At 65.3% G+C, this 22,127-nt stretch carries 19 protein-coding genes and 1 pseudogene; 16 read left to right on the forward strand and 4 right to left on the reverse strand.

Features of this window, described 5'->3' with window-relative positions; genetic code table 11:
• Positions 1-121: 121 nt before the first annotated feature.
• Positions 122-1,357 (reverse strand): MFS transporter, encoded by a 1,236-nt coding sequence (locus tag EAV90_RS00105; protein ID WP_129142253.1) that lies wholly within the window; start codon positions 1,355-1,357, stop codon positions 122-124.
• 124 nt (positions 1,358-1,481) lie between these two features.
• Positions 1,482-2,729, reverse strand: a complete 1,248-nt coding sequence (locus EAV90_RS00110) for an MFS transporter (protein WP_164936708.1) — start codon at positions 2,727-2,729, stop codon at positions 1,482-1,484.
• Between the two features lie 185 nt (positions 2,730-2,914).
• Here EAV90_RS00110 and EAV90_RS00115 point away from each other — a divergent pair, with 185 nt between their 5' ends.
• Entirely contained in the window at positions 2,915-4,984 is a 2,070-nt protein-coding gene (locus tag EAV90_RS00115; protein WP_164936709.1) for a prolyl oligopeptidase family serine peptidase, read from the forward strand.
• Between the two features lie 155 nt (positions 4,985-5,139).
• Entirely contained in the window at positions 5,140-5,967 is an 828-nt protein-coding gene (locus tag EAV90_RS00120) for an alpha/beta fold hydrolase (protein ID WP_129142256.1), read from the forward strand.
• Positions 5,968-6,220: 253 nt separating this feature from the next.
• Here the strand turns inward: EAV90_RS00120 and EAV90_RS00125 are convergent, their stop codons facing one another.
• Positions 6,221-6,892, reverse strand: a complete 672-nt coding sequence (locus EAV90_RS00125; RefSeq protein WP_129142257.1) for a DUF938 domain-containing protein — start codon at positions 6,890-6,892, stop codon at positions 6,221-6,223.
• Positions 6,893-7,119: 227 nt separating this feature from the next.
• Between EAV90_RS00125 and soxX the strand changes: the two genes are divergently transcribed.
• The 11 genes and pseudogenes from soxX (at position 7,120) to EAV90_RS00185 (ending at position 16,417) form a co-directional block, all read left to right on the forward strand.
• Entirely contained in the window at positions 7,120-7,476 is a 357-nt protein-coding gene (soxX, locus tag EAV90_RS00130; protein ID WP_129142385.1) for a sulfur oxidation c-type cytochrome SoxX, read from the forward strand.
• A 25-nt stretch (positions 7,477-7,501) separates the two neighbouring features.
• Positions 7,502-7,993, forward strand: coding sequence for a thiosulfate oxidation carrier protein SoxY (gene soxY / locus EAV90_RS00135; RefSeq protein ID WP_129142258.1), 492 nt, complete (start codon positions 7,502-7,504; stop codon positions 7,991-7,993).
• Positions 7,994-8,008: 15 nt separating this feature from the next.
• The gene (gene soxZ, locus EAV90_RS00140; protein WP_027577526.1) at positions 8,009-8,320 is read left to right on the forward strand and encodes a thiosulfate oxidation carrier complex protein SoxZ; all 312 of its coding nucleotides are present in this window, start codon (positions 8,009-8,011) and stop codon (positions 8,318-8,320) included.
• Positions 8,320-9,183, forward strand: a complete 864-nt coding sequence (soxA, locus tag EAV90_RS00145; protein WP_162500510.1) for a sulfur oxidation c-type cytochrome SoxA — start codon at positions 8,320-8,322, stop codon at positions 9,181-9,183. Before soxZ ends, soxA begins: the two co-directional genes overlap by 1 nt.
• Positions 9,180-9,485 carry a hypothetical protein gene (locus EAV90_RS00150; protein WP_129142259.1) on the forward strand — a complete coding sequence of 102 codons (306 nt, stop codon included), beginning with the start codon at positions 9,180-9,182 and terminating at the stop codon, positions 9,483-9,485. The genes soxA and EAV90_RS00150 overlap by 4 nt, the downstream gene beginning before the upstream one ends.
• Before the next feature lie 54 nt (positions 9,486-9,539).
• On the forward strand, positions 9,540-11,291 hold the full coding sequence (gene soxB, locus EAV90_RS00155; protein WP_129142260.1) for a thiosulfohydrolase SoxB: 1,752 nt from the start codon (positions 9,540-9,542) through the stop codon (positions 11,289-11,291).
• Positions 11,288-11,741 (forward strand): annotated as a pseudogene (locus EAV90_RS00160) (DsrE family protein). The gene soxB and the pseudogene EAV90_RS00160 overlap by 4 nt, the downstream one beginning before the upstream one ends.
• Before the next feature lie 209 nt (positions 11,742-11,950).
• The gene (locus EAV90_RS00170) at positions 11,951-12,988 is read left to right on the forward strand and encodes an MBL fold metallo-hydrolase (protein ID WP_122406156.1); all 1,038 of its coding nucleotides are present in this window, start codon (positions 11,951-11,953) and stop codon (positions 12,986-12,988) included.
• Positions 12,989-13,076: 88 nt separating this feature from the next.
• On the forward strand, positions 13,077-13,247 hold the full coding sequence (locus EAV90_RS00175) for a hypothetical protein (protein ID WP_164936710.1): 171 nt from the start codon (positions 13,077-13,079) through the stop codon (positions 13,245-13,247).
• 131 nt (positions 13,248-13,378) lie between these two features.
• Positions 13,379-14,593, forward strand: coding sequence for an MFS transporter (locus tag EAV90_RS00180; protein ID WP_129142263.1), 1,215 nt, complete (start codon positions 13,379-13,381; stop codon positions 14,591-14,593).
• A gap of 108 nt (positions 14,594-14,701) precedes the next feature.
• On the forward strand, positions 14,702-16,417 hold the full coding sequence (locus EAV90_RS00185; RefSeq protein WP_129142264.1) for an N-acyl-D-amino-acid deacylase family protein: 1,716 nt from the start codon (positions 14,702-14,704) through the stop codon (positions 16,415-16,417).
• A gap of 55 nt (positions 16,418-16,472) precedes the next feature.
• Here the strand turns inward: EAV90_RS00185 and EAV90_RS00190 are convergent, their stop codons facing one another.
• A complete protein-coding gene (locus EAV90_RS00190; protein WP_122406160.1) occupies positions 16,473-17,798 on the reverse strand; it encodes an MFS transporter in 1,326 nt (441 codons plus the stop codon).
• Between the two features lie 143 nt (positions 17,799-17,941).
• Here EAV90_RS00190 and EAV90_RS00195 point away from each other — a divergent pair, with 143 nt between their 5' ends.
• From EAV90_RS00195 to EAV90_RS00205, 3 genes are read left to right on the forward strand one after another with little or no spacing between them, the layout of a single operon-like run.
• Positions 17,942-18,595 carry an ABC transporter ATP-binding protein gene (locus EAV90_RS00195; RefSeq protein WP_129142265.1) on the forward strand — a complete coding sequence of 218 codons (654 nt, stop codon included), beginning with the start codon at positions 17,942-17,944 and terminating at the stop codon, positions 18,593-18,595.
• Entirely contained in the window at positions 18,592-21,054 is a 2,463-nt protein-coding gene (locus tag EAV90_RS00200) for an ABC transporter permease (RefSeq protein ID WP_129142266.1), read from the forward strand. The genes EAV90_RS00195 and EAV90_RS00200 overlap by 4 nt, the downstream gene beginning before the upstream one ends.
• On the forward strand, positions 21,044-22,126 hold the full coding sequence (locus tag EAV90_RS00205) for a lipocalin-like domain-containing protein (protein WP_129142267.1): 1,083 nt from the start codon (positions 21,044-21,046) through the stop codon (positions 22,124-22,126). Before EAV90_RS00200 ends, EAV90_RS00205 begins: the two co-directional genes overlap by 11 nt.
• Position 22,127 lies beyond the last annotated feature (1 nt).

Genomic DNA, 22,127 nt, shown 5'->3' on the forward strand with positions numbered 1-22,127 from the left:
CCCTCCACGCGTCATTGCGAGCGCGGCGAAGCAATCCAGACTGTCCCCGCTGAGACGGCCTGGATTGCTTCGTCGCCAGGGCTCCTCGCAATGACGGAGATTGTTGAACGGCCGTCGCGCCCTACGTGAGCTTCGCTCTCGGCTTACCCCGCACCAAGATCAGCGCCGCAGCCGCCACCTCCAGCACGAAGCAGAGATAGAACGGCAGCGTGTAGCCACCGGACCAATCACGCAAGGCTCCGACCACGCCGGGGCCGAAGGCGTAGGTGACCTGGTCGATCGCGGTGTTGAGGCTGATCAGCACGCCGAACGAGGCGGTGTCGAACTCCTGCTGCACGATCAGCGATGGCAGCGTGATGAGATTGCCGACGGAGAAGCCGAACACCGCGCAGGCGGCGATCAGCACATAATCATTGTGCAGGTTGATGACGGCGCACAGCGCCGCCGCCTGACTCAGGAACGACAGCGCCGAGGCAAGGCGCTGGTTGAGGCGGTCGATCACCAGCGAGAACAGCACGCGGCCGACCACCGCCATCGCGGTCAGCACGGCTAGTGCAACCGCAGCGCGCTCGCGGCCGATCACGGGATCGAGGAACGAGATCAGGTGCACGATGAAGCCGACTTGCGCGAACAGCACCAGCGCAAAGGCGATCGTGACGGTGAGGAAGCTGATGTCGCGCAGCGCAGCCTTGCGGATCTCCGTCGAAGACTGCGGCCTCTCTTTCCCTGCCGCGAGCCCGCCATGATGGCCCGGCGGCGAACCAACGGCGAGCAGGATCACCGGCACGAGCAGCACCAGCATGGCGGCAGCGGCGGCATACATCGCGCTGGCGAAACCGAGTTGACCGATCAAGCTCACCAGCAAGGGCACGCCGGCGATGCCGCCAAAACTGGCGCCGTTCAGCGCCAGGCTGATCGCCATGCCGCGCTTGTCGTCGAACCACAGGCTGATCGTGTTGGTGATCATGGCGAGACTGGTGCCGGCCCAGCCGAAGGCGAGCACGGCATTGGCGAGGTACAGCTGCCAGGGCTCGCGCACCGCGCCGATCGCAACCGCAGCCGCCGCCATCGCCAGCGTGCCGGCAATCAGGCAGAGGCGCGGGCCGTAGTTCCGCACGGCTTCGCCGACGAACACCACCAGCAGCGCGCCGAACAGATAGAAGAACGTCGTCCCTGCGGAGATCAGCGAGGTCGGCCAGCCGCGGGCGCGCTGGAGCTCGGCGACGTAGACGCTCTGGCCGTAGAAGCCGAGCCCCCAGCCGAAGGTCGCGAGCAGGAAGCACACGGCGACGATGCGCCAGCCTTCGTAGCGGAGGGAGGATTCATCGGTTTGAGGCTGTTGAGAATTGTCGAGCATGCGCGGCGCCCACGACGTGGATGACCGGGACAAGCCGGCCATGACGCATCAATTAATAGCTCGCTTCAGAAAATCACTTCGACGCAGCTCGAACCATCGGCGCTGCTGACAACCTCCTGCCAGTTCACACCGCATCCGGAAACTCACCCATGGCTGCGTCCAACCGCGCCTTGCGGCGGCGGGCCCAGGAGACCAGCGAGAGCACGATAAGCCCGAGCACGACCGGCGGGAACACCACCATGTTCACCGCCGACCAGCCGTAATTGGCGAGCAGCTGGCCCGAAGAGAACGAGCCGATCGCCATCATGCCGAACACCAGGAAATCGTTGAAGGCCTGCACCTTGTTGCGCTCCTGCGGCCGATGCGTCTCCAGCACCAGCGCGGAGGCGCCGATGAAGGAGAAATTCCACCCGATGCCGAGCACGATCAGCGTCGCCCAGAAATGCATCGCAGTGAGGCCGGAGAGGCCGATGCCGGCGGCGCCGGCTTCCAGCAGCAGGCCGGCGGCCACGATCCCAGGCGCACCGAAGCGGGCGATCAGCGCACCGGTGAAGAAGCTCGGCCCGTACATGGCGACGATGTGCCATTGAATGCCGAAATTGGAATCGGAGACGGACAAGCCGCACAGCTTCATGGCGAGCGGCGCCGAGGTCATCACCAGATTCATCATGGGATAGGAGATGACGCCGCACAGCGCCGCCGCGACGAAGCGCGGCTGGCTCACGATCGTGAGCAGCGGCCGCCCGCCATGCAGATCGGCCGGCCCGGGTTTTGGCATATCGACGCCGGCGACGATGCCCGTGGCGACCAGCGCCACCGCGGCCTGCACCAGGAAGCTGAAGGCGAACAGATAGGGCTGCCAGACGTCCATGGTCCATTGCACGAGCTGCGGACCAAGCACGCCGGCGAACACGCCGCCGGCCATCACCCAGGACACTGCCTTGGGGCGGTAGGCCGCGCTGGCGCCATCGGCGGCGGCGAAGCGATAGGACTGCGCCACGGCACCGTAGAGGCCGCCGAGGAAGGTCGCGAGGCAAAACAGCGCGAAGGAGCCGTGCAGGATGGCGAACGAGCCGGCAAGGCCCGTGAGCGTGCCGAGGCCCGTGCCGATGACGAAGGCCACGCGGCGGCCGAAGCGGCGCGAGATCGCGCCGGTCGGCAGCGTGCCGGCGGCAAGCCCGACCACATACATCGAGATCGGCACGGTCGCGAACGAGATGTCCGGGGCGAGCGTGGCGCCGACGATCGCGCCGGTGGCGAAGATCACGGCCGAGTTGGCGCCGGTCAGCGCCTGCGCCGCGGCAAGGCGCACCACATTGCTGCGCACGCGCGCGTCGTCGGCAATCTCGTCGGCAGCGGTCACATCAAGCATCGGCATTTCCGCCCAAGGGCTCTGTTGATTCCCGGCACTATGGAGGGACGCGCAAGGGCGGGCAACCGGCGCAAACGGACGCGGGCCATGCCGCTGACGCAATCGGTGGGATGATAGCGGACCGCGCTCTTGACGGCTTGCGCTCGATCAAATCCTATCCGCGGCGACTTGTTGGAGTTTCGTTCATGACCGTCGACGACAGGCCCACGCTCAGCGCTCCCGACGACGATCCCTGGCTGTGGCTGGAAGAGATCGAAGGCAGACAGGCGCTCGATTTCGTCGAGCGGCAGAATCAACTCACGCTCGCCGCGTTCGGCGGCGCGGCCTTCGCGCGCGACCGCGACATTCTCGCGGCGATCTATGATCGTCCTGACAACATCCCCTATGTCAGCCGGCGCGGCTCCGATCTGCACAATCTCTGGAAGGATGCCGCCAACCCACGCGGCCTGTGGCGGCGGACTTCGCTGGCGGAATTTCGCAAAGCCGATCCGGCATGGGACACCATGCTGGACATCGACCAGCTCGCGAGAAGCGAAGGTGAAGACTGGCTGCTGAGCTCCATCGTCACGATGCCGGGAAGCTCGCGGGCGATCCTCAGCCTGTCGCGCGGCGGCAGTGACGCCGTTACCTTGCGGGAGTTCGACCTCACCACGAAGAGTTTCGTGACGAACGGCTTTGCACTGCCGGAAGCGAAGGGCGGCGTCGACTGGCTCGATGCCGACACGCTGCTGCTGTCGAGCGCCCATGGCGAGAGCATGGCGACGAGCTCGGGATACTCTCGGACCGTCCGCCTGTGGCGGCGAGGTCAGCCGGTCGATCAGGCCGAGGTGATCATCGAGACCACCGCTGATCACATGGCGATCTCCGGTGTAGCCGACGACACCGGTGCGGCGCCACGGGTGTGGATCGTCGACCAGATCGACTTCTTCAACTATGGCATATGGCTGCGCGATGCGGCCGGTAACATGACGAAGCTCGATCTGCCGACCGGGATCTGGATGCAGGCGCATCGCGACTGGTTCGCGATGAAGCTGCGCAAGGACTGGACCATCGGAGGCCGGACCTATGCCACCGACACCGTGCTCGGCATCTCGCTCTCGGCCTTCCTGGCCGGCAGTCGCGATTTCGCGGTGCTGTTCGAGCCCGCACCGCGGCGCGCGCTACAAGGCTTGTTCTGGGCCGCCGGCAAGCTGGTGCTATCTATTCTCGACGAGCTCAAGCCGTGCTTCGAGATCTGCACGCCATCGGCTGCGGGCTGGAGCCGCGAGACGCTTCCCGGTCTGCCCGAGATCGGCGTCGTCGATGTCTGGCCGCTCGATCGGCATGCATCCGAGAGCAACGGCGACCTGCTCGCCAATGTGCAGGACCCGCTCACGCCGCCCTCGCTGCTGCTGCTCGAACGCGGCGTCGCAAGCCCTGTTGTGCTGAAGCAGGCGCCAAAGACATTCAATGCCGACGGTCTCGTGGTGACGCAGCACGAGGCGATCTCGATCGACGGCGAGCGCATTCCCTATGTCCAGACCGGCCCCGCTGCGGAGACCGGGGATGCGCCGGTCTATATGAGCGCCTATGGCGGCTTCGGACTTGCCGTGAAGCCGTATTACAACGCTTCGCTCGGCAGGCTATGGCTGGAGCGCGGCGGCACGACGGTGCAGGCGAATCTGCGCGGCGGCGGCGAGTTCGGCACGCGCTGGCACGATGCCGGCCGGCTCGCCGGCAAGAAGCTCTCGCACGATGATTTCGCGGCCGTGGCTGCCGATCTCGTGCGCCGCGGCGTGACGAGTGCGAAGCGCATCGCCGCGCAGGGCGGATCCAACGGCGGCATCCTCATCACCAACATGCTGGTGCGGTACCCTGAGCGCTTCGGCGCGCTGTTCTGCACCATCCCGCTGATCGACATGCGCCGCTACACGAAGTTGCTCGCAGGCGCGAGCTGGATCGCGGAATATGGCGATCCCGACAAGGCGGAGGAGTGGGAATGGCTGAAGACCTACTCGGCCTATCACAACGTGAACGCCGGCCAGGCCTATCCGCCGATCCTGATCGCCACAACGCGGCGCGATGACCGCGTTCATCCCGGCCATGCCCGCAAGATGGCGGCAAAGCTCCGGGCGATGGGCTATGAGGCCTGGTTCTACGAGCCGGCAGCCGGCGGCCACGGCTACGGCAAGGACAACAAGGAGCGCGCGAGCTTCGAGGTGCTCGGCTTCCGGTTCTTGAAGGAGAGGATCGGATGGAGGGATGGCGAAGGCTGAGGGGCGCGAGGTAGCACGTTCAATGCGTCGCTTTGCGATGGCGCGACTTCGCAGAGTGACATTTGCATTCCGCCCATGCAGGCAATGAGGGTTCTTGACTCCCGCGATCCCCTTTACGCTCGTCGACAAGCTCGTCAATTCTGGACATGCAGTTCATGCAATTCGTTGCGTCCGGTCGCGCCAGGCTCGCGACCGAAGTCCTTGGCAACGGCACCGCGGTTGTCTTTCTTCATGCCAATGTGTGCGACCGGCGTATGTGGCGCGCCCAACTGGATGCAATCGGCGCCACCCACAAGGCGGTTGCTTACGACCGGCGCGGGTTCGGCGAAACACGCTCCGAACCGGAAGACTTCTCCGCCCTGTCGGACCTGATGGCGGTGCTGGAGGCAACCGCAGACGGCAAGCCCGCAATTCTCGTCGGCTGCTCCCTCGGCGGCTGCATCGCGCTCGATGCCACTATCCGTCATCCGTCGCGCGTTCGCGCCCTCGTTCTGATCGCCCCCAATGTCGCCGGCGCGCCTGATCCGACCTATACGCCCGATATCGCCAGACTGATGGCACGGTCGAAACAAGCCGAGATGTCCGGCGATCTCGATCGGCTGAACGCAATGAAGGCGCGCCTCTGGCTGGATGGACCGCTGGGGGGCGAAGGTCGCGTCGCGGGCCCTGCGCGCGATCTGCTCCTCGACATGAACGGTATCGCGCTTCGCTCGCCGCCGTTCGGAACGGATGTCGACATTCAGCCCTTCTTCGATCGGCTCAGCGACATCGCCGTGCCAACCCTCGTGCTCTGGGGCGATCTCGACTTCCCCTATGTCCAGGAACGCTGCCGCCATGTCGCTGCGGTCGTGCCGGGCGCGGAGGGGCGAGAAATGTCGGGCGCGGCGCATCTTCCAAGCCTGGAGCGCCCGGCGGAAACGACCGCTCTCATTTCCGAATTCGTCGCCCGGCATGCAGGAGCAGATGCGGGACTTATGCCGTGACCACCGCCACCCTCCTCTTGAGACCGGTGCCTTCGGCCATCCTTCGAGACGCCCGCTTTAGGCGGGCTCCTCACAGGATGAGGACGGAATGCGTGGCAGCAATTTCAACGGGCACTGTGCTGCTTAGCCTCATCCTGAGGAGACCGCTGGAAGCGGTCGTCTCGAAGGACGAGGCGTGCGGTTAAGCGTTGCCAAGAGTCATATGCGATGACCCTCCCCGCAGGCGGGGGAGGGAGCGCAGCGCCCCCTTGGCTTAGCGAGAAAACACCAGCGTCAGATTGTTCGCGGGCATCTCGATCGTCTCGACCAGGCGAAGGGCCACCGCGTTCGCCAACTTCTCGACGTCGCTGATGTCGCGCACGCCCCAGTCGGGATTGCCTTCGCGCAAGGAGGTGTCGAACACCGCGTTGCTGATCGCAGTGTGCTTACCGTCGCGCTTGAATGGGCCGTAGAGGAACAGCTTGCCGTCGGGGCGCAGATAGCGGCCGGCGCCGGTGAACAGGCCTTCGGCCACGGCCCAGGGCGCGATGTGGATGACGTTGGCGCAGAACACGGCTGCGAGGCTGGTCGGTCCCTGCCCGCTTTTCATCTCCGGGCACCAGTCGGGATCGGTGAGGTCGATCCGCAGGGGTGAGCGGATGTTCGGCAGGCCCGCATGCACGCGCCAGGCTTCGATGCTCTTGAGGTGGCGCTGGTTGAGGTCGCTCGGCCACCAGATCAGGCCGGGTGTGTGGCGGGCGAAATGAACCACGTGCTGGCCGGTTCCACTGCCGAGTTCCACAACGTCGCCGGTCGTGCCGGCAAGATGCTTTTCCAGCGCCGCCCAGATCGGTTCGTGATTGCGATGGAAAGCCGGCGCATCGAGCCGGCCATCCGGCTCGACCCGTCCGCCGTCCCTGCCAAATTCAACGACGTATTCAGCCAAATGACGTCCCCAGAAAATGTGAAACAGAACACGGCCCTAGGGGCAAACGCCCGAGAATAATTTGCCAATCCCAGACGATGTGATGAATGAACTATCTCAACGGTTGCAATGCGGGGGATATTAATCCCATTTTGCCGCCTGCATAGTCTTGATTGTCAGGCGATGCCCTTTGTGCTTTTGAACAATTCCGCAAACGAGATCATCGACATAACGCTCGGGACGAAACCTTGACCGTCTTTCCTTGCAAGCCCGCCCTGCTTGTTGCGCTGGCCCTCCTCGCCGGCGCGGCCGTGGCCCCGGCGGGGGCGCAATCCACCGTGACTGAGGGCCAGAAACTCGCTTTCGACCGCGGCAAGGGCAATTGCCTGACCTGTCACGTCATCAAGGGCGGCGACCTGCCCGGAACGATCGGGCCGGAGCTGAAGGACATCAAGGCCAAATACCCCGATCGCAACGAGCTGGTTGCGATCATCTTCGACGAGACCAAGCGCAATCCGCAAACCATGATGCCGCCGTTCGGCCGGAACCGGATTTTGACCGAACAGGAAATCAACGCGATCGTTGATTTCCTGCAGACCCTGTAACGGCCGGCAGCCCAGGAGATTTGAGATGACCACGACCACCGGCCCTCATCCGACGCGGCGCCTGATCCTTCAGGGCGCAGCCTCCGTCGCGCTGCTCGGCCTGGGCAATCTGCCGTTCGGCGCTGCGCCCGCGCGTGCGGCGGCGAACGACAAATATCCGGAAGAGGCCTTCAGGCAGAAGAGCGAGGCGGACGCGATCAAGGTGCTCTACGGCAAGACCGCCGAACCGTCGGACAAGGTCAAGCTGGATGCGCCCGAGATCGCCGAGAACGGCGGCGTCGTGCCGATCTCGGTGACGACGACGCTGGACAAGGTGACCTCGATCTCCTTCTTCGTGGCCGAGAACCCGTTCGCGCTCGCGGCAAGTTACAAGATTCCCGATGGCACGATCCCTGCGGTCGCCAACCGGCTGAAGATGGCCAGGACCACCAAATTGGTGGCGATCGTGGAAGCCGACGGCAAGCTCTACAGCGCGACCAAAGAGGTCAAGGTCACCGTCGGCGGTTGCGGCGGTTAAGCGAGGCAGTTCGACATGGCATCAAGCATTCGCGTACGCGCAACGTCCAACGGCGACATCACCGAGGTGCAGGCGCTGATCCAGCACCCCATGGACACGGGCCTGGTCAAGGATTCCAAGGGCGAGCTGATCCCCGCGCATTTCATCCAGGAGCTGAAGTTCGAGTGTAACGGCAAGGACGTCTTCGTCGCCAATTGGGGCACTGCGGTTTCCAAGGACCCCTACGTCAAGTTCAGCTTCAAGGGCGCCAAGAAGGGCGACGAGCTCAAGATCTCCTGGACCGACAACAAGGGTGGCTCCGACACGACCACCGCGAAGATCGCGTGATGAAACAGCGCGCTACGATCCTGCTCGGCTCGGCGTTCGTCGCACTCGCGGCGCTTGCCTTCGCCGCAACGCGCGTCGTCGCGGCCGACAAGGTCGACCCCGTTGCCGACGCCAAGGCGTTCCAGAACTTCTTCTTCCAGAAGTTTCCGGACGTGAAGCACGAGGATTTCGTCAACGGTCCTTATTCGATGAACGAGGACATGAAGCGGCAGTGGCAGGAGAAGGAAGAATTCCCGCCTTACGAGTTCGCGCTCGATGCCGGCAAGGAGATGTTCTCGACCCCGTTCAAGAACGGCAAGACCTACGCCGACTGCTTCCCGAACGGCGGCATCGGCATCCGCCAGAATTATCCGTACTTCGACACCAAGGAAGGCAAGGTCATCACGCTCGAGCTCGCGCTCAACCGCTGCCGCGAAGCCAATGGCGAGGCACCCTATTCCTACGTCAAGGACGAGATGGCCTCGCTCACCGCCTATATGGCGTACACTTCGCGCGGCAAACCGATGGACATCAAGATACCCGATGATCCGCGTGCCCTTGCGGCGTTCGAGAACGGCAAGCGCTATTTCTACACGCGGCGCGGCCAGATGAATTTCTCATGCGCGAGCTGCCATGTGCAGAGCCCGGGCGAACGTATCCGCGCCGAGACCCTGGCACCGGCGCTCGGCATCCTCAACGCGATGCCGATCTACCGCTCGGAATGGAGCGGCATGGGCACCACCAGCCGCCGCTTCGTCACCTGCAACAGTCAGACCCGCGCGGTTCCGCTGGAGCCGCAATCGGATGAATATCGCGACGTCGAATATTTTCTGTCCTACGTCGCCAACGGATTGCCGATCTCAGGTCCGGGAGCACGGCCATGAAGCGGTCACTTGCTCTCGCCATGCTGCTCGCATTGAGCCTTGCGCCATCCGCGCGCGCGGCAGATGAGGCGGATTACAAGGCGGCCTATGCCGCCGCCGAAGCCGCCTCCAAGGGGGCGGCCGGCTTGCGCAATCAGTGGACCGTGACCGTCTCTGCGCTGGCGGCAGCGAAGAAGGCTGCCGACGGCGGCGATTTCGACCGTGCTGTCGCCGCAGCCAAGGAGGCCGAGGCGCTGGCGCAGGCCTCGATCTTCCAGGCGAAGACCGAAAAAGAAGCCTGGAAGGCGATGGAAATCCGCTAGACTGCTCCCGAGTGGAACAATCCAGCGATCACGAGAGGCGCGGAGAATTTCTGAATGGCGATCCGCCGCCGCGACTTCCTGAAGAGTGCAGGCCTTGCGGCCGCAACGCTCGGCCTGCCCCGGCTGGCCCGTGGCACTGAAGCCGCCAGCATCTACGACGTCGAGCGGTTCGGCAATGCGCGGATCCTGCACCTCACCGACACGCATGCGCAGCTCAATCCGGTCTATTTCCGCGAGCCCAGCGTCAATATTGGCATCGGCGAGATGGCGGGACGGCCGCCGCATCTGGTCGGCCGCGCCTTCCTGGAGCGGTTCGGCATCCGGCCCGACAGCGCGGATGCCTATGCCTTCACCTGCATCGAGTTCGAAAAGTCCGCAGGCCGGTTCGGCAAGCTCGGCGGCTTCGCCCATCTGAAGACGCTGGTCGATCGCTTGCGCGCCGATGTCGGCGAGAAGCGTTCGATGCTCGTCGACGGCGGCGATCTCTGGCAGGGCACGGGCCTCGCCAACCTGATGCAGGGCCGCGACATGGTCGAGGTCGCCAATCTGCTCGGCATCGAGGCGATGACCGGGCATTGGGAATTCACCTATGGCGAGCAGGCGCTGCGCGACAATCTCGAGCGCTTCAAGGGCGAATTCCTGGCGCAGAACGTGTTCCTGACCGAGGAAGCCGCGTTCAACGACGCCCCCGCCTTCGACAAGGCCACGGGACGCGTGTTCAAGCCTTCGATGATCAAGGAAATCGGCGGGCATCGCGTCGCGATCGTCGGCCAAGCCTTCCCCTACGTTCCGATCGCGCATCCCAAGAGATTCACGCCGGACTGGAGCTTCGGCATCCGCGAGGAGGAGTTGCAGAAGCATGTCGATGCCTTGCGCGGCACCGACAAGGTCGACGCCGTCATTCTGCTGTCGCACAACGGCATGGATGTCGACCTCAAGCTCGCGAGCCGCGTCACCGGCATCGACGTCATCCTCGGCGGCCACACCCATGATGCCGTACCGCAGCCGATTGCGGTGAAGAATGCGGCCGGCAGCACGCTCGTCACCAATGCCGGCTCCAACGGGAAATTTTTGGCCGTGCTCGATCTTGCACTCGACAAGGGCAAGGTCAGCGACATCCACTATCATCTGCTGCCTGTCTATTCCGAGTTGCTGAAGCCCGATCCTGGAATGGCCGAGCTGATCGGCCGGCTGCGGGCGCCGCATGTGAGCGACTGGTCGGAGAAGATCGCAACGCCCGATCGCCTGCTCTACCGCCGCGGTAATTTCTCCGGACCCATGGACGAACTGATCTGCGCCGCGCTGCGCACCGAGCTCGATGCCGAGATCGCGCTGTCGCCGGGCTTCCGCTGGGGCGTCACCGCGCTGTCGGGCCAGGCGCTGACCATGGAGGATGTGCTGGCGGAGACCGCGATCACCTACCCCGAGACCTATGTGCAGGATATGACGGGGGCTCAGATCAAGGACATGCTGGAAGACGTCTGCGACAACCTCTTCAACGCCGATCCCTATTACCAGCAGGGCGGCGACATGGTGCGCGCCGGCGGGCTCAGCTACACCTGCACGCCGGACGCTGCGATCGGTAGCCGCATCTCGGAGCTGAAGCTTGGCGACGGCAGGGCGCTCAGCGCCGGCCACCGCTACAAGGTCGCGGGCTGGGCGTCGGTCAATGGCCAGCAAGGCGCGCCGGTGTGGGACGTCCTCGGCAAATATCTGCGCTCGGGCCGGATGTTGCAGGAGCGACTCGGCTCCGGTGTGACCTTGAAAGGCATCGAGGGCAATCCAGGCATTGCAGGACAGGGATGATGCGGTCGCAGCTCTTATCCGCAATGATGCTGGCACTGCTCGTCTGGGGCCCCGCCCACTCTTGCGCAACAGATCCCGCTCCAGGACAAGCCGTTCGCCGAGCACAAGGTCGTGCTGCAACTCTCCGACGGCGATGCGAAGAAGCAGGCGCTGGTGCTGAGCATCGCCAACAATCTGCTCAAGGCCTACGATCCCGACAAGATCGCGATCGAGGTGGTGGCATTCGGTCCCGGCATCGACCTGCTTCTTGCCGGCAGTGAGCGGCGCAAGCAGGTCGAGAGCCTGATCGCGCAGGGCGTGCGCTTCGACATCTGCCTCAACACGGTGGATACGATCGCGCGGGAGACGGGCAAGCGGCCGGAGTTCATCCAAGCGGCCACGCCGGTGCAGGTCGGGGTTGGGCAGATCCTGTTCCTGGCGGAGAATGGGTATACGGTGGTGCGGCCGTAGGTCCCTACCTGTCATTCCGGGGCGATGCGAAGCATCGAACCCGGAATCTCGAGATTCCGGGTTCGGCTCTGCCAGCCGCCGCGGAATGACGGGCTAGGCCCTGCGATAGCAATCTTCCACTATTGCCGCCAGTGCAGTGAATTACTTCTCTTTCCGACCCGGAGCGTAGTAGAATCTTTGGAAACCAGTTCCACGCCGGGGTCTCTGCCATGATCTTCCGCCAGCTCTTCGACAGCGTTTCAGGCACCTATAGCTATCTGCTCGCCAGCCGCCCCGGCGGCGAGGCGCTCATTCTCGATCCTGTGCTGGAGAAGGTCGACCGCTACTGCCAATTGCTGCGCGAACTCGACCTCAAGCTGGTCAAGGCGGTCGACACCCATCTGCATGCCGACCACGTCACCGGCCTCGGCGAGCTGCGCGATCGCACCCATTGCATGACAGTGATGGGCGACCAGACCAAGGCCGACGTGGTGGCGATGCGGGTGGCCGACGGCGACAAGCTGACGATCGAGGGCCTGTCGCTCGACGTGATGTACACGCCGGGCCACACCGACGATTCCTACTCATATCTGATGGGCGACCGCGTCTTCACCGGCGATACGCTGCTGATCCGCGGCACCGGCCGCACCGATTTCCAGAACGGCTCGTCGCGCGCCCAATACGATTCGATCTTCAACCGCCTGCTCAAGCTGCCGGACGAGACGATGGTGTTCCCCGCGCATGACTACAAGGGCGACACCGTCTCCACCATCGGCGAGGAGAAGCGCTACAACCCGCGGCTCCAGGTGCGTTCGGTCGACGAATATATCGAGCTGATGGCGAATCTGAAGCTGCCCAATCCGAAGATGATGGACGTGGCGGTCCCCGCCAACATGCATGTCGGCCTGCATCAGGAGGAGCTGGAGAAGGAGGGCCGCGCGCTCAGCGCAATCGAGGCGATCCGCAGCCTCGGCCGGCCCGACATCCTGCTGGTGGACTTGCGCGAGACCAACGAGCGGCTGAAGCACGGCATGCTCGAAGGTGCGCTGCACACGCCCTACCCGTCGGTCGAGGAGAGCCTGAAGCCCGGCGGCATGCTGCGCGAGGTCGCGGCCGCGACGGGACGCCGCGTGGTGTTCTTCTGCGCCTTCGGGGAACGCTCGGCGATGGCGGTGGCGGCTGCGAAGGAAGCGGGACTTCTCAACACCGCCCATATCGCCGGCGGCATCGATGCCTGGAAGAAGGCGGGCGGGCCGGTGGTGCAGTGACGGCCTCGTCGCGGGCCTTGAGTTAAGTCAGCAACCGCACATATCTGGCGGATAGATTCGGATGCAGCATCACCATCCGGGACCAGCCATGGCCAAGACCGGGAATACGACCGCAAAGCCGAGCGCGCCGCCGAAGCAGGCGCAAGACAAGGCAAAGAAGCCCTCGCGCCGGCGCGAGAGCGACGACGACGAATACGAAGACGGCGACATCGCAACGCCAAAGCGCGATCGATATGGCCCTGACGACGAGCCGTTGTGAGGGGTAGCGCCACACTCCACCGACGCCCCTCACTCCCCCGCCAGCACTACCTGCCATGCGCCTGCGTTCATGGACAAATAACCGCCCTCCCCGATAGTTTGCGCGTCCATCGGGAGTGAAACGGAACTGCAATGGTCGACGTTCTCGCCGCACCGCAGCAAGGCAAGGCGGATAGTGCGCTGCGCACGCTGACCGGAATCTCGATCGCGCACTGGGTCAGCCATTTTCATTTGCTGGTCCTGCCGATGCTGTTTCCGTTCCTGAAGGAGAAGCTCGGCGTCGGCTATGTCGAGCTCGGCTTCTCGCTGACCGCGCTCGCCGTCGTTTCGGGCCTGACTCAGGCGCCGACGGGCTATCTCGTCGACCATTTTGGCGCGCGCAAGATCTTGCTGATCGGGCTGACCCTCGGCGGCTGCGCGCTGATCCTGCTCGGCCTGCACCTCAGCTACGCCGCGCTGATCGCCTGCGCCGTGCTGCTGGGCCTCGCCAACAGCGTCTATCATCCCGCCGATTACGCCATTCTGGCCGAGCACATGGACGAAGCGCGGATGGGGCGCGCCTTCTCGGTGCACACCTTTGCCGGCTATCTCGGTGGCGCGGTGACGCCGGCTATCGTCGCCGCGCTGGTCACGCTGTGGGGCGGCGTCGGCGCGCTGGTCGCGTCGGGCGCGATCGCCATCGTGGTGGCGGTGCTGCTGATCGCCATGGGCATTCCCGAGGCCGGCGCGCACAAGAAAAAGCCGGGTGGCGAGAGCACACCGAAGCAGGCGGTGATCACGCCGGCGCTGATCACGCTGACCGCGCTGTTCATGCTGCTCAGCCTGTCGGTCGCCGGCATCAACAATTTCGGCGTGGTGGCGCTGATGAGCGGATACGGCACGTCTTATTCGATCGCCAATGTCGCACTGACCGCGTTCCTCGCCGCCAGTGCCGCGGGCGTGCTCGCCGGCGGCTTTCTCGCCGATCACACCGAACGTCACGGCTATGTCGCGGCGGCCTGCTTTGCCGCGAATGCGGCCATCGTGCTGCTGATCGCGCTGGTGACGCTGCCGGGCTGGGCCCTGACTGCCACGATGGCAATCGCAGGCTTCCTCTCCGGCGTGATCGCGCCGTCGCGCGACATGCTGGTGCGCAATGCGGCGCCCGCGGGCGCCGCGGGCCGCGCCTTCGGCATCGTCTCGACCGGATTCAATCTCGGCGGCATCGTCAGCCCGCTGCTGTTCGGCTGGATCATGGATCAAAGCGCGCCGCACTGGGTGTTCGGGGCGTCCGTGATTTTCATGGTGGCGACGGTGGTGCTGTCGCCGTTCACGGAACGGAAGCCGGCGAAGGCGGTTCGTGAGTAGCGAAAGCGGCTGGTTACGGGATCGGCGCGCGCCTGAGGGCGCGCTTGTCCGGGACGACGAGTGGAGAGAATTTCGAGAACAACAAACGACAAGACGGGAAGAAACATCATGAGCAATGCTGATCTCGTGATCCGCGGCGGCACCGTCGCGGATGGCCACGGCGGCGAGTTGTTCGAGGCTGACGTCGCCATCAGCGGCGGGAGAATCAGCGAGGTCGGGAAGATTTCCGCCAAGGGCCGCGAAGAGATCGATGCACGCGGAAAGCTCGTGACGCCGGGCTTCGTCGACGTGCACACCCACTACGACGGCCAGGTCACCTGGAGCCAGGACATCACGCCGTCTTCGCAGAACGGCGTCACCACCGCGATCATGGGCAATTGCGGCGTCGGCTTTGCGCCGTGCAAGCCTGATGACCACACCCGCCTGATCCAGCTCATGGAGGGCGTCGAGGACATTCCGGAGCCGGTGCTGAGCGCCGGCATTCCCTGGGCGTGGGAGAGCTTTCCGGACTACATGGACTGGCTCGCCAAGCGCGATTTCGACATCGACGTCGGCGCGCAGCTGCCGCATGCCGCGCTGCGGGTCTATGTCATGGGCGAGCGCGGCGCGCGCCGGGATCCCTCGACCGCGGAGGACAATGCGGCGATGGCGAAGCTCGCGGGCGAGGCGGTGCGCTCGGGCGCGCTCGGATTCTCGACCTCGCGCACGCTCAACCACCGCACATCGACCGGCGACTTTACGCCGACGCTGAAGGCCGGCGAGGACGAGCTCGCCGCGATTGCCGGCGCGATGCATCGGCAGGGGCGCAGCGTGCTGCAGTTCGTGCTCGACCTCTCCACCATCCACGAGGACCTGCCGATGATGCTGCGGGTGGCGGACGTCACCAAGTGCCCGATCTCATTCTCGATCACGCAGAACGACAGGGCGCCGCAGCGCTGGCGCCAGACGCTGGATGAGATCAATGCCGCGGCCAAGCGCGGCCTCTCCATCACCGCGCAGATCGCGGCACGCCCGGTCGGCCTGCTGCTCGGGCTCGAGCTGTCGCGCAATCCGTTCCAGACCCATCCGAGCTACAAGGCGATCGCGCATCTGCCGCTGCAGGAGCGTTTGGCGCGGCTGCGCCAGCCGGATGTGCGCAAGGCGATCCTGGGCGAGACGGCGACCGCGACCGACGATCCGCTGTTCTTCCGGCCCAACTACGACAAGATGTTCCTGCTCGGCGATCCCCCCGACTACGAGCAGCCGCCGGAGAACGCGCTGGGACCGCAGGCGCGCAAACAGGGGCGTCAGCCGGAGGAGCTAGCTTATGACGCGATGCTGTCGGACGAAGGCCGCGGCATGCTCTACGTGCCCTTCCTCAACTATTCCGACGGCAATCTCGACGCGACGCGCGAGATGCTGCTCGACCCGCAATCGGTGCCGGGTCTGTCCGACGGCGGCGCGCATTGCGGCATCATCTGCGATGCGAGCTTTCCGACTTATCTGCTGACGCACTGGACGCGCGACCGCAAGCGCGGCGAGAAGCTCACGATCCCGTTCGTGGTCGCGGCGCAGTCGCGCAAGACCGCGTTGTCGGTCGGCCTCGCCGATCGCGGACTTATTGCTCCGGGCTATAAAGCTGACGTCAACGTGATCGACTACGACCGCCTGCATCTGCATCCGCCGAAGGTGCATTACGACCTGCCGGTCGGCGGGCGGCGGCTGTTGCAGGATGTCGACGGCTATGAAGCGACCATCGTGTCGGGCGTGGTGACGCGGCGACACGGCAAGGCCACCGGGCGCCGGCCGGGGAAATTGATCCGGGGCGCGCAGGGGGTGCAGTAGCGGTGGCTGCCGCTACCCTCCCCTGGAGGGGGAGGGTAAAAAACAGCACCTACTATTACGTCGGCGATACCGCGCCCTTCAGCGCGTTGGCCTGCGCAGCGGCGGCGCGCGTCAGCCTGGCGCGCTCGGTGTTGGGCCAGAGCAGCAGAAGACCGAGCAGACCGGAGCAGACCATGATCACGGCATTGATGGTGAAGCCGGTCATGTAGCCGTCGATCGTGCTGCCGGCACGCTGGATCACCGTCCCCATCACGGCCGGGGCGATGATGCCGGCAAGCGTATAGAGCGCACCGTAGATCGCGAGAATCGCGCCGCGCTGCGACGTCGGGGTGAACTCGCCGAGCATGGGCGGGCAGACCACATAGATCGCCCCGCACAGGCCCGAGCCGACCACGAGCAGCGCGATCTGGAGGCCCGCGCCCTGGACATGCGGCATCATCGCCAGGATGAGCCCGCCGATCACCAGCGGCACCGAGCCGAGAACGCCGCGCGCCACGCGGGTGTTGTAACCGCGCGCCATCATCACCTGCGAGATCCAGCCGGTGAGAATGACGATGGTGGCGCCGAACACCCAGGGCAGGATCGATATGAAGCCAGCCTGGCTCTGCGAGAAGCCGAGCCCCTTGACGATGAACGGCGTGAACCAGGTCAGGCCGAGCGACAGCGCCCAATAGGCGCCGAAGGTTGCGGCGACGCATCCGATGAAGGTGCGCGAGGTGAGCAGCTGCAAATAGGGGATCTTCGGTTCGGTCACGGCCGAGGTTTGCGTGTCCTCCAGCGGCCCTTCCTTGCCGAGCGCGAGCCAGGCCGCAACCCAGATCAGGCCGACCACACCGAGCGCGCCGAAGGCATAGTGCCAGGAATGGTTGACGATGATCCAGTTCAGCGCCGGCACCGCGAGGATGACGCCGAACGCCGAACCCTGCGACAGGATCGCGGTGGGCAGCGTGCGCTTCTCGTCGGGGAACCATTTGTAGATCGCGTGCGCGGCGACCGAGAAGGCCGGGCCTTCGCCGGCGCCCAGCACGATGCGGCAGATCAGGAGCGTGGTGAACGAGACGGTGCCGACCATCGGAAATTGCGCCAGCGCCCAGACCACCGCGAGCGACAACAGCACCCAGCGCGTCGGCACCTTGTTGACGATGAAGCCGACCACGATGGCGGCGATCGAGAACAAGAAGAAGAAGGAGGAGCCGAGCAGGCCGAATTGCTCCGGCGTGAGCTTCAGATCAGTCATGATCGGCACGCCGGCAAGACCCACGACGATCTTGTCGGCGAAGTTCACCAGCATGAAGAGGAACAGGAGAAAGGTGATGGTCCAGGCGCCCTTTGGCGTCCTTGTCGTCTTGCCCGCCGCCGCCGGCGTTCCCTGAGCGCTCATGAATCTCCCCGTATGTCTTTTTGGCACTTTTTTGATTTGGCCATCTTGGAAGCTAACAACGGCTTCGAGACCAACGCAACCAGCATTTCCCCGGCAGGTGTGCTACGCAGCAATTCCGTTAATTCCGTCCGGCGCCATTCATCGTGCTGAGCATCCGAAATCTTTCCAAGACCTTCTCCGCGGCCGGCGAGCCGGTCCATGTGCTGCGCGGCGTCGATCTCGACCTCAAGGCTGGCGAACGCGTCGCGCTGACCGGCGAGTCCGGCAGCGGCAAGAGCACCTTGTTGCACCTGATCGCGGGACTCGATGCCGCCGATGGCGGCACGATCCGGCTGGAGGAGATCGAGGTCACCAAGCTGTCGGATGCGGGACGTGCCAGCTTGCGGCGCGACCGCATCGGCCTGGTTTTTCAGCAATTCAACCTGATCCCGAGCCTCTCGGTGGCGGACAATCTCGCCTTCCAGGCGCGGATCGCCGGGCGTCACGATGCAGCCTGGACCAAGGAGCTTGTCGAGCGGCTCGGAATCGGCAGCCTGCTCAAACGCTATCCAGAGCAAATATCAGGCGGCCAGCAGCAGCGGGTCGCGATCGGCCGGGCGCTGGCGACAAAGCCCTCGCTGCTGCTGGCGGACGAGCCGACCGGCAACCTCGATGAAGCCACCGCCGAGGACGTGCTGGCGCTGACGCGCGACCTCGTGGCGCGCACCGGCTGCGGCTTCCTGATGGTGACGCACAGCCTGCATCTGGCCGCGACGCTCGACCGTCATCTCACCTTGCATGCAGGACGAATCGCATGAGGCGCGCGCTGTGGGTGCTGGCGGTGCTCCTGAGCCATTGGCGGCGGCACGGGATGCAGTTCGCGACTCTGCTGATCGGACTGATCGCGGCGACCGCGCTGTGGAGCGGCGTGCAGGCCATCAACCAGCAGGCCCGCAGCGCCTATGACCGCGCGGCGGCGACGTTCGGCGGCGTGCGCACCGCGATGCTGGTCGCTCCCAATGCGGCAACCTTTCCGCAAGAGCTGTTCGTAAAGCTGCGCCGCGCCGGGTGGCCGGTGTCACCGGCGCTGGAGGGCAGGATCCAGATCAACGGACGCTCGGTGCGGCTGCTCGGGATCGAGCCGGTGACGCTGCCGGTCGCTGTCGGCAACGCGCCGCGCCTCGGCGCCTCGGATCTGAGCAGCTTTGTGGCACCGCCCGGCCAGACCTTGGTGGCACGGGAGACGTTGAGCGACTTGCAGGAAACCGAAGGCGCGTCACCGCCGATCAGCAGCGGCGCAAAGCTGCCGCCGCTACGCGTACAGCCGCAGCTCGCGCCCGACGTGCTGGTGGTCGATATCGGCGTGGCACAGCGATTGCTGAACAAGCCGGACCAGATATCGCGGCTGCTGATCGGCAAGCCGAAAGGCAAGCCGGCGCCGCTCGCGAGCCTCGTTGGCGAGCGGTTGCAGTTGATCGAGCCGACCGCCGAGACGGAGCTGGAGCGTCTCACCGACAGCTTCCATCTCAATCTGACGGCGTTCGGCCTGCTGTCGTTCTTCGTCGGCCTGTTCATCGTCAACTCGGCCGTCGGCCTCGCCTTCGAGCAGCGGTTGCCGATGCTGCGGACCTTGCGGGCCTGCGGCGCCTCGGCGCGGCTGGTCAACACGGTGCTGGTGATCGAGCTGGTGGCGCTGGCGCTGGTCGCAGGCCTGATCGGGCTCGTTTGCGGCTATGTCATCGCAGCCGCATTGTTGCCCGATGTCGCCGCCTCGCTGCGCGGGCTCTATGGCGCACGGATTCCGGGACAGCTCAGCCTGCGACCCGAATGGTGGGTTGCCGGCATCGGCATCAGCGTTGCCGGCGCACTTGTTGCGGCCGCCACCAGCCTGATCAAGGCGATCAGGATGCCGGTGCTGGCGACCGCGCAGCCGCGCGCCTGGCAACAGCGGCAACGCCGCTGGCTGGTCCTGCAGAGCTGTGCGGCCTGCGCCGTGTTCGCGGTCGCAGTGCTGCTGCTCCACTACGGACAGTCGCTGATCGCAGGGTTCGGCGTGCTTGCGGCGCTGATGTTGGGTGCGGCGCTGATCCTGCCGGCCTTCCTCGACATCATCCTGCTCGCCGGCCAGCGCGTTGCGCGAGGCCCGCTTGCGCTGTGGTTCTGGGCCGACAGCCGGCAACAGCTTTCCGGATTGTCGCTCGCGCTGATGGCGCTGCTGCTCGCGCTCGCGGTCAATGTCGGGGTGTCCACCATGGTGGAGACGTTCAGCCGCACCTTCATCGGCTGGCTCAACGGGCGGCTCGCCGCCGACGTCTACATCAGCGCGTCCGACAATGCGCAAGCCGTCGCGATCCGCAATTGGCTGAAGGATCGCAGCGATGTGCAGGCGATCCTCTCGGGCGGACGCGCCGAGGCGCAAATCCAGGGCCAATCGGTGGAGTTGCTTGGCCTGCCCGATCACGCGCTGTATCGCGAGCGCTGGCCCCTCTTGGAAACTGCGCCGCGCGCCTGGACGCAGCTGGTGCCCGGGAATGCCGCCTTCATCAGCGAGCAATTGAGCCGCCGGCTGAATGTGCGGATCGGTGACGTCGTCGAGGTGCCGGCGCCGGGCGGGAGCTGGGCGCTCGACATCGTCGGCATCTATGCCGATTACGGCAACCCCAAGGGGCAGCTCACGGTGAATGTCGCCGCACTGATCCGGCAGTTCCCGCAGACGCCGCAGACGCGGATCGGCCTCATCGTCGCGAAGGAGAACATCCCCGCCCTGATCGCGGCCCTGCAGAAGGAGTTCGCGCTCGACGATCGCAGCGTCGCCGACCAGGCGACGGTGAGGGCGGAATCGATCCGCATCTTCAACCGCACCTTTGCGGTGACGTCGGCGCTGAACGCGTTCACGCTCGGCGTCGCCGGCATCGCGCTGCTCACCAGCCTTTTGACGCTGGCGAATTCCCGCCTGCCGCAGCTCGCGCCGCTGTGGGCGATCGGCCTGACGCGGCCGCGCTTGGCCGCGATCGAGTTGACCCAGACGCTGTCGGTCGCGCTGTTCACGGCGGTGCTGGCCGTGCCGCTCGGCCTCTTGGTGGCGTGGTGCCTGATCGAAATCGTGAACGTGAAAGCATTTGGCTGGCGGCTGCCGTTCCATGTGTTTCCACTGCAGCTGATCGAGCTGGTCGCGGTCGCGCTGCTGGCCTCGCTGTTTGCGGCGCTGCTGCCGATGGTGCGGCTGGCGCGGATGCAGCCGGCGAATCTCGTCAAGGTGTTTGCCAATGAGCGCTGAAGCAATCTCGCGGCGTACATTCGCCAGCGGCATTGCCGCCCTCGCTCTCGCGCGCCGCGCAGGCGCGCAAGGCTATGCCGGACTCGGCGAGACCGCCGACGGCTTCGCGAAGGTGACGCCGGGAAGGACATTCACCTTCCCCGCCGATCACGGGCCGCATCCGGAGTTTCGCATCGAGTGGTGGTATCTCACGGCCAGCCTCACAGACAGCAGCGGCGCCGCCTGTGGTCTGCAATGGACGCTGTTCCGCCAGGCGGCGCAGCCGGGCCCGCAACGCGAAGGCTGGGCCAATCAACAGGTGTGGATGGCGCATGCCGCGGTGACACGCGCCGACACTCACCGCTTCGCCGAAACATTTTCGCGCGGCGGCGTCGGGCAGGCCGGCGTGACGGCCAAACCGTTCGATGCCTGGATCGACGATTGGGAGATGAAGAGTCTCGAGCGCACCGACGATCGCACCTTGGCGCCGTCGACGCTGAGGGCCTCCGGCACCGATTTCAGCTATGCGCTGACGCTCGAAGCCGAGCGCCCAGTGGTGTTGCAGGGGGATGGCGGCTACAGCCGCAAGTCGGAGCGCGGGCAGGCGTCCTACTATTACAGCCAGCCGTTCTATCGCGCGCGCGGCACGCTCGCCATCGACGACAAGGCGGTCGATGTCTCGGGCCAGGCCTGGATGGACAGGGAATGGAGCAGCCAGCCGCTCGATGCCGACCAGACCGGCTGGGACTGGCTCTCGCTGCATCTTTCATCCGGCGACAAGCTGATGCTGTACCGGCTGCGGCAGAAGGACGGCAAGGATTATCCGTTCGGCAACTGGATCAGCGCCGGCGGCAACACGCAGATGATCGCGGGCGGCGACATCCAGATGATGCCGAAGGCCACCGCGGACGTTGCGGGACGCAAGTTGCCGGTGGAATGGCAGATCGCAATTCCCTCGCGATCATTCTCGATCCTTTGCAAGCCGCTCAATCCCGGGGCCTGGATGGGGACCGGATTTTCATACTGGGAAGGACCGATCAGCCTTGCCGGGACACATGACGGCGTTGGCTATCTCGAGCTGACCGGATATTGAG

Origin of the sequence: Bradyrhizobium vignae, from assembly GCF_004114425.1 — a bacterium.
GTDB lineage: Bacteria > Pseudomonadota > Alphaproteobacteria > Rhizobiales > Xanthobacteraceae > Bradyrhizobium > Bradyrhizobium vignae.

Excerpts from the sequence above, each read along its gene's own strand:
- EAV90_RS00110 (WP_164936708.1), bottom strand. The coding sequence starts at position 2,729 with ATGCTTGATGTGACCGCTGCCGACGAGATTGCCGACGACGCGCGCGTG.
- EAV90_RS00180 (WP_129142263.1), top strand. The coding sequence starts at position 13,379 with ATGGTCGACGTTCTCGCCGCACCGCAGCAAGGCAAGGCGGATAGTGCG.
- EAV90_RS00185 (WP_129142264.1), top strand. The coding sequence starts at position 14,702 with ATGAGCAATGCTGATCTCGTGATCCGCGGCGGCACCGTCGCGGATGGC.
- EAV90_RS00205 (WP_129142267.1), top strand. The coding sequence starts at position 21,044 with ATGAGCGCTGAAGCAATCTCGCGGCGTACATTCGCCAGCGGCATTGCC.
- EAV90_RS00115 (WP_164936709.1), top strand. The coding sequence starts at position 2,915 with ATGACCGTCGACGACAGGCCCACGCTCAGCGCTCCCGACGACGATCCC.
- soxB (WP_129142260.1), top strand. The coding sequence starts at position 9,540 with ATGGCGATCCGCCGCCGCGACTTCCTGAAGAGTGCAGGCCTTGCGGCC.
- soxY (WP_129142258.1), top strand. The coding sequence starts at position 7,502 with ATGACCACGACCACCGGCCCTCATCCGACGCGGCGCCTGATCCTTCAG.
- EAV90_RS00120 (WP_129142256.1), top strand. The coding sequence starts at position 5,140 with ATGCAATTCGTTGCGTCCGGTCGCGCCAGGCTCGCGACCGAAGTCCTT.
- EAV90_RS00150 (WP_129142259.1), top strand. The coding sequence starts at position 9,180 with ATGAAGCGGTCACTTGCTCTCGCCATGCTGCTCGCATTGAGCCTTGCG.
- EAV90_RS00175 (WP_164936710.1), top strand. The coding sequence starts at position 13,077 with ATGGCCAAGACCGGGAATACGACCGCAAAGCCGAGCGCGCCGCCGAAG.
- EAV90_RS00105 (WP_129142253.1), bottom strand. The coding sequence starts at position 1,357 with ATGCTCGACAATTCTCAACAGCCTCAAACCGATGAATCCTCCCTCCGC.
- soxZ (WP_027577526.1), top strand. The coding sequence starts at position 8,009 with ATGGCATCAAGCATTCGCGTACGCGCAACGTCCAACGGCGACATCACC.
- soxA (WP_162500510.1), top strand. The coding sequence starts at position 8,320 with ATGAAACAGCGCGCTACGATCCTGCTCGGCTCGGCGTTCGTCGCACTC.
- EAV90_RS00200 (WP_129142266.1), top strand. The coding sequence starts at position 18,592 with ATGAGGCGCGCGCTGTGGGTGCTGGCGGTGCTCCTGAGCCATTGGCGG.
- EAV90_RS00190 (WP_122406160.1), bottom strand. The coding sequence starts at position 17,798 with ATGAGCGCTCAGGGAACGCCGGCGGCGGCGGGCAAGACGACAAGGACG.
- EAV90_RS00170 (WP_122406156.1), top strand. The coding sequence starts at position 11,951 with ATGATCTTCCGCCAGCTCTTCGACAGCGTTTCAGGCACCTATAGCTAT.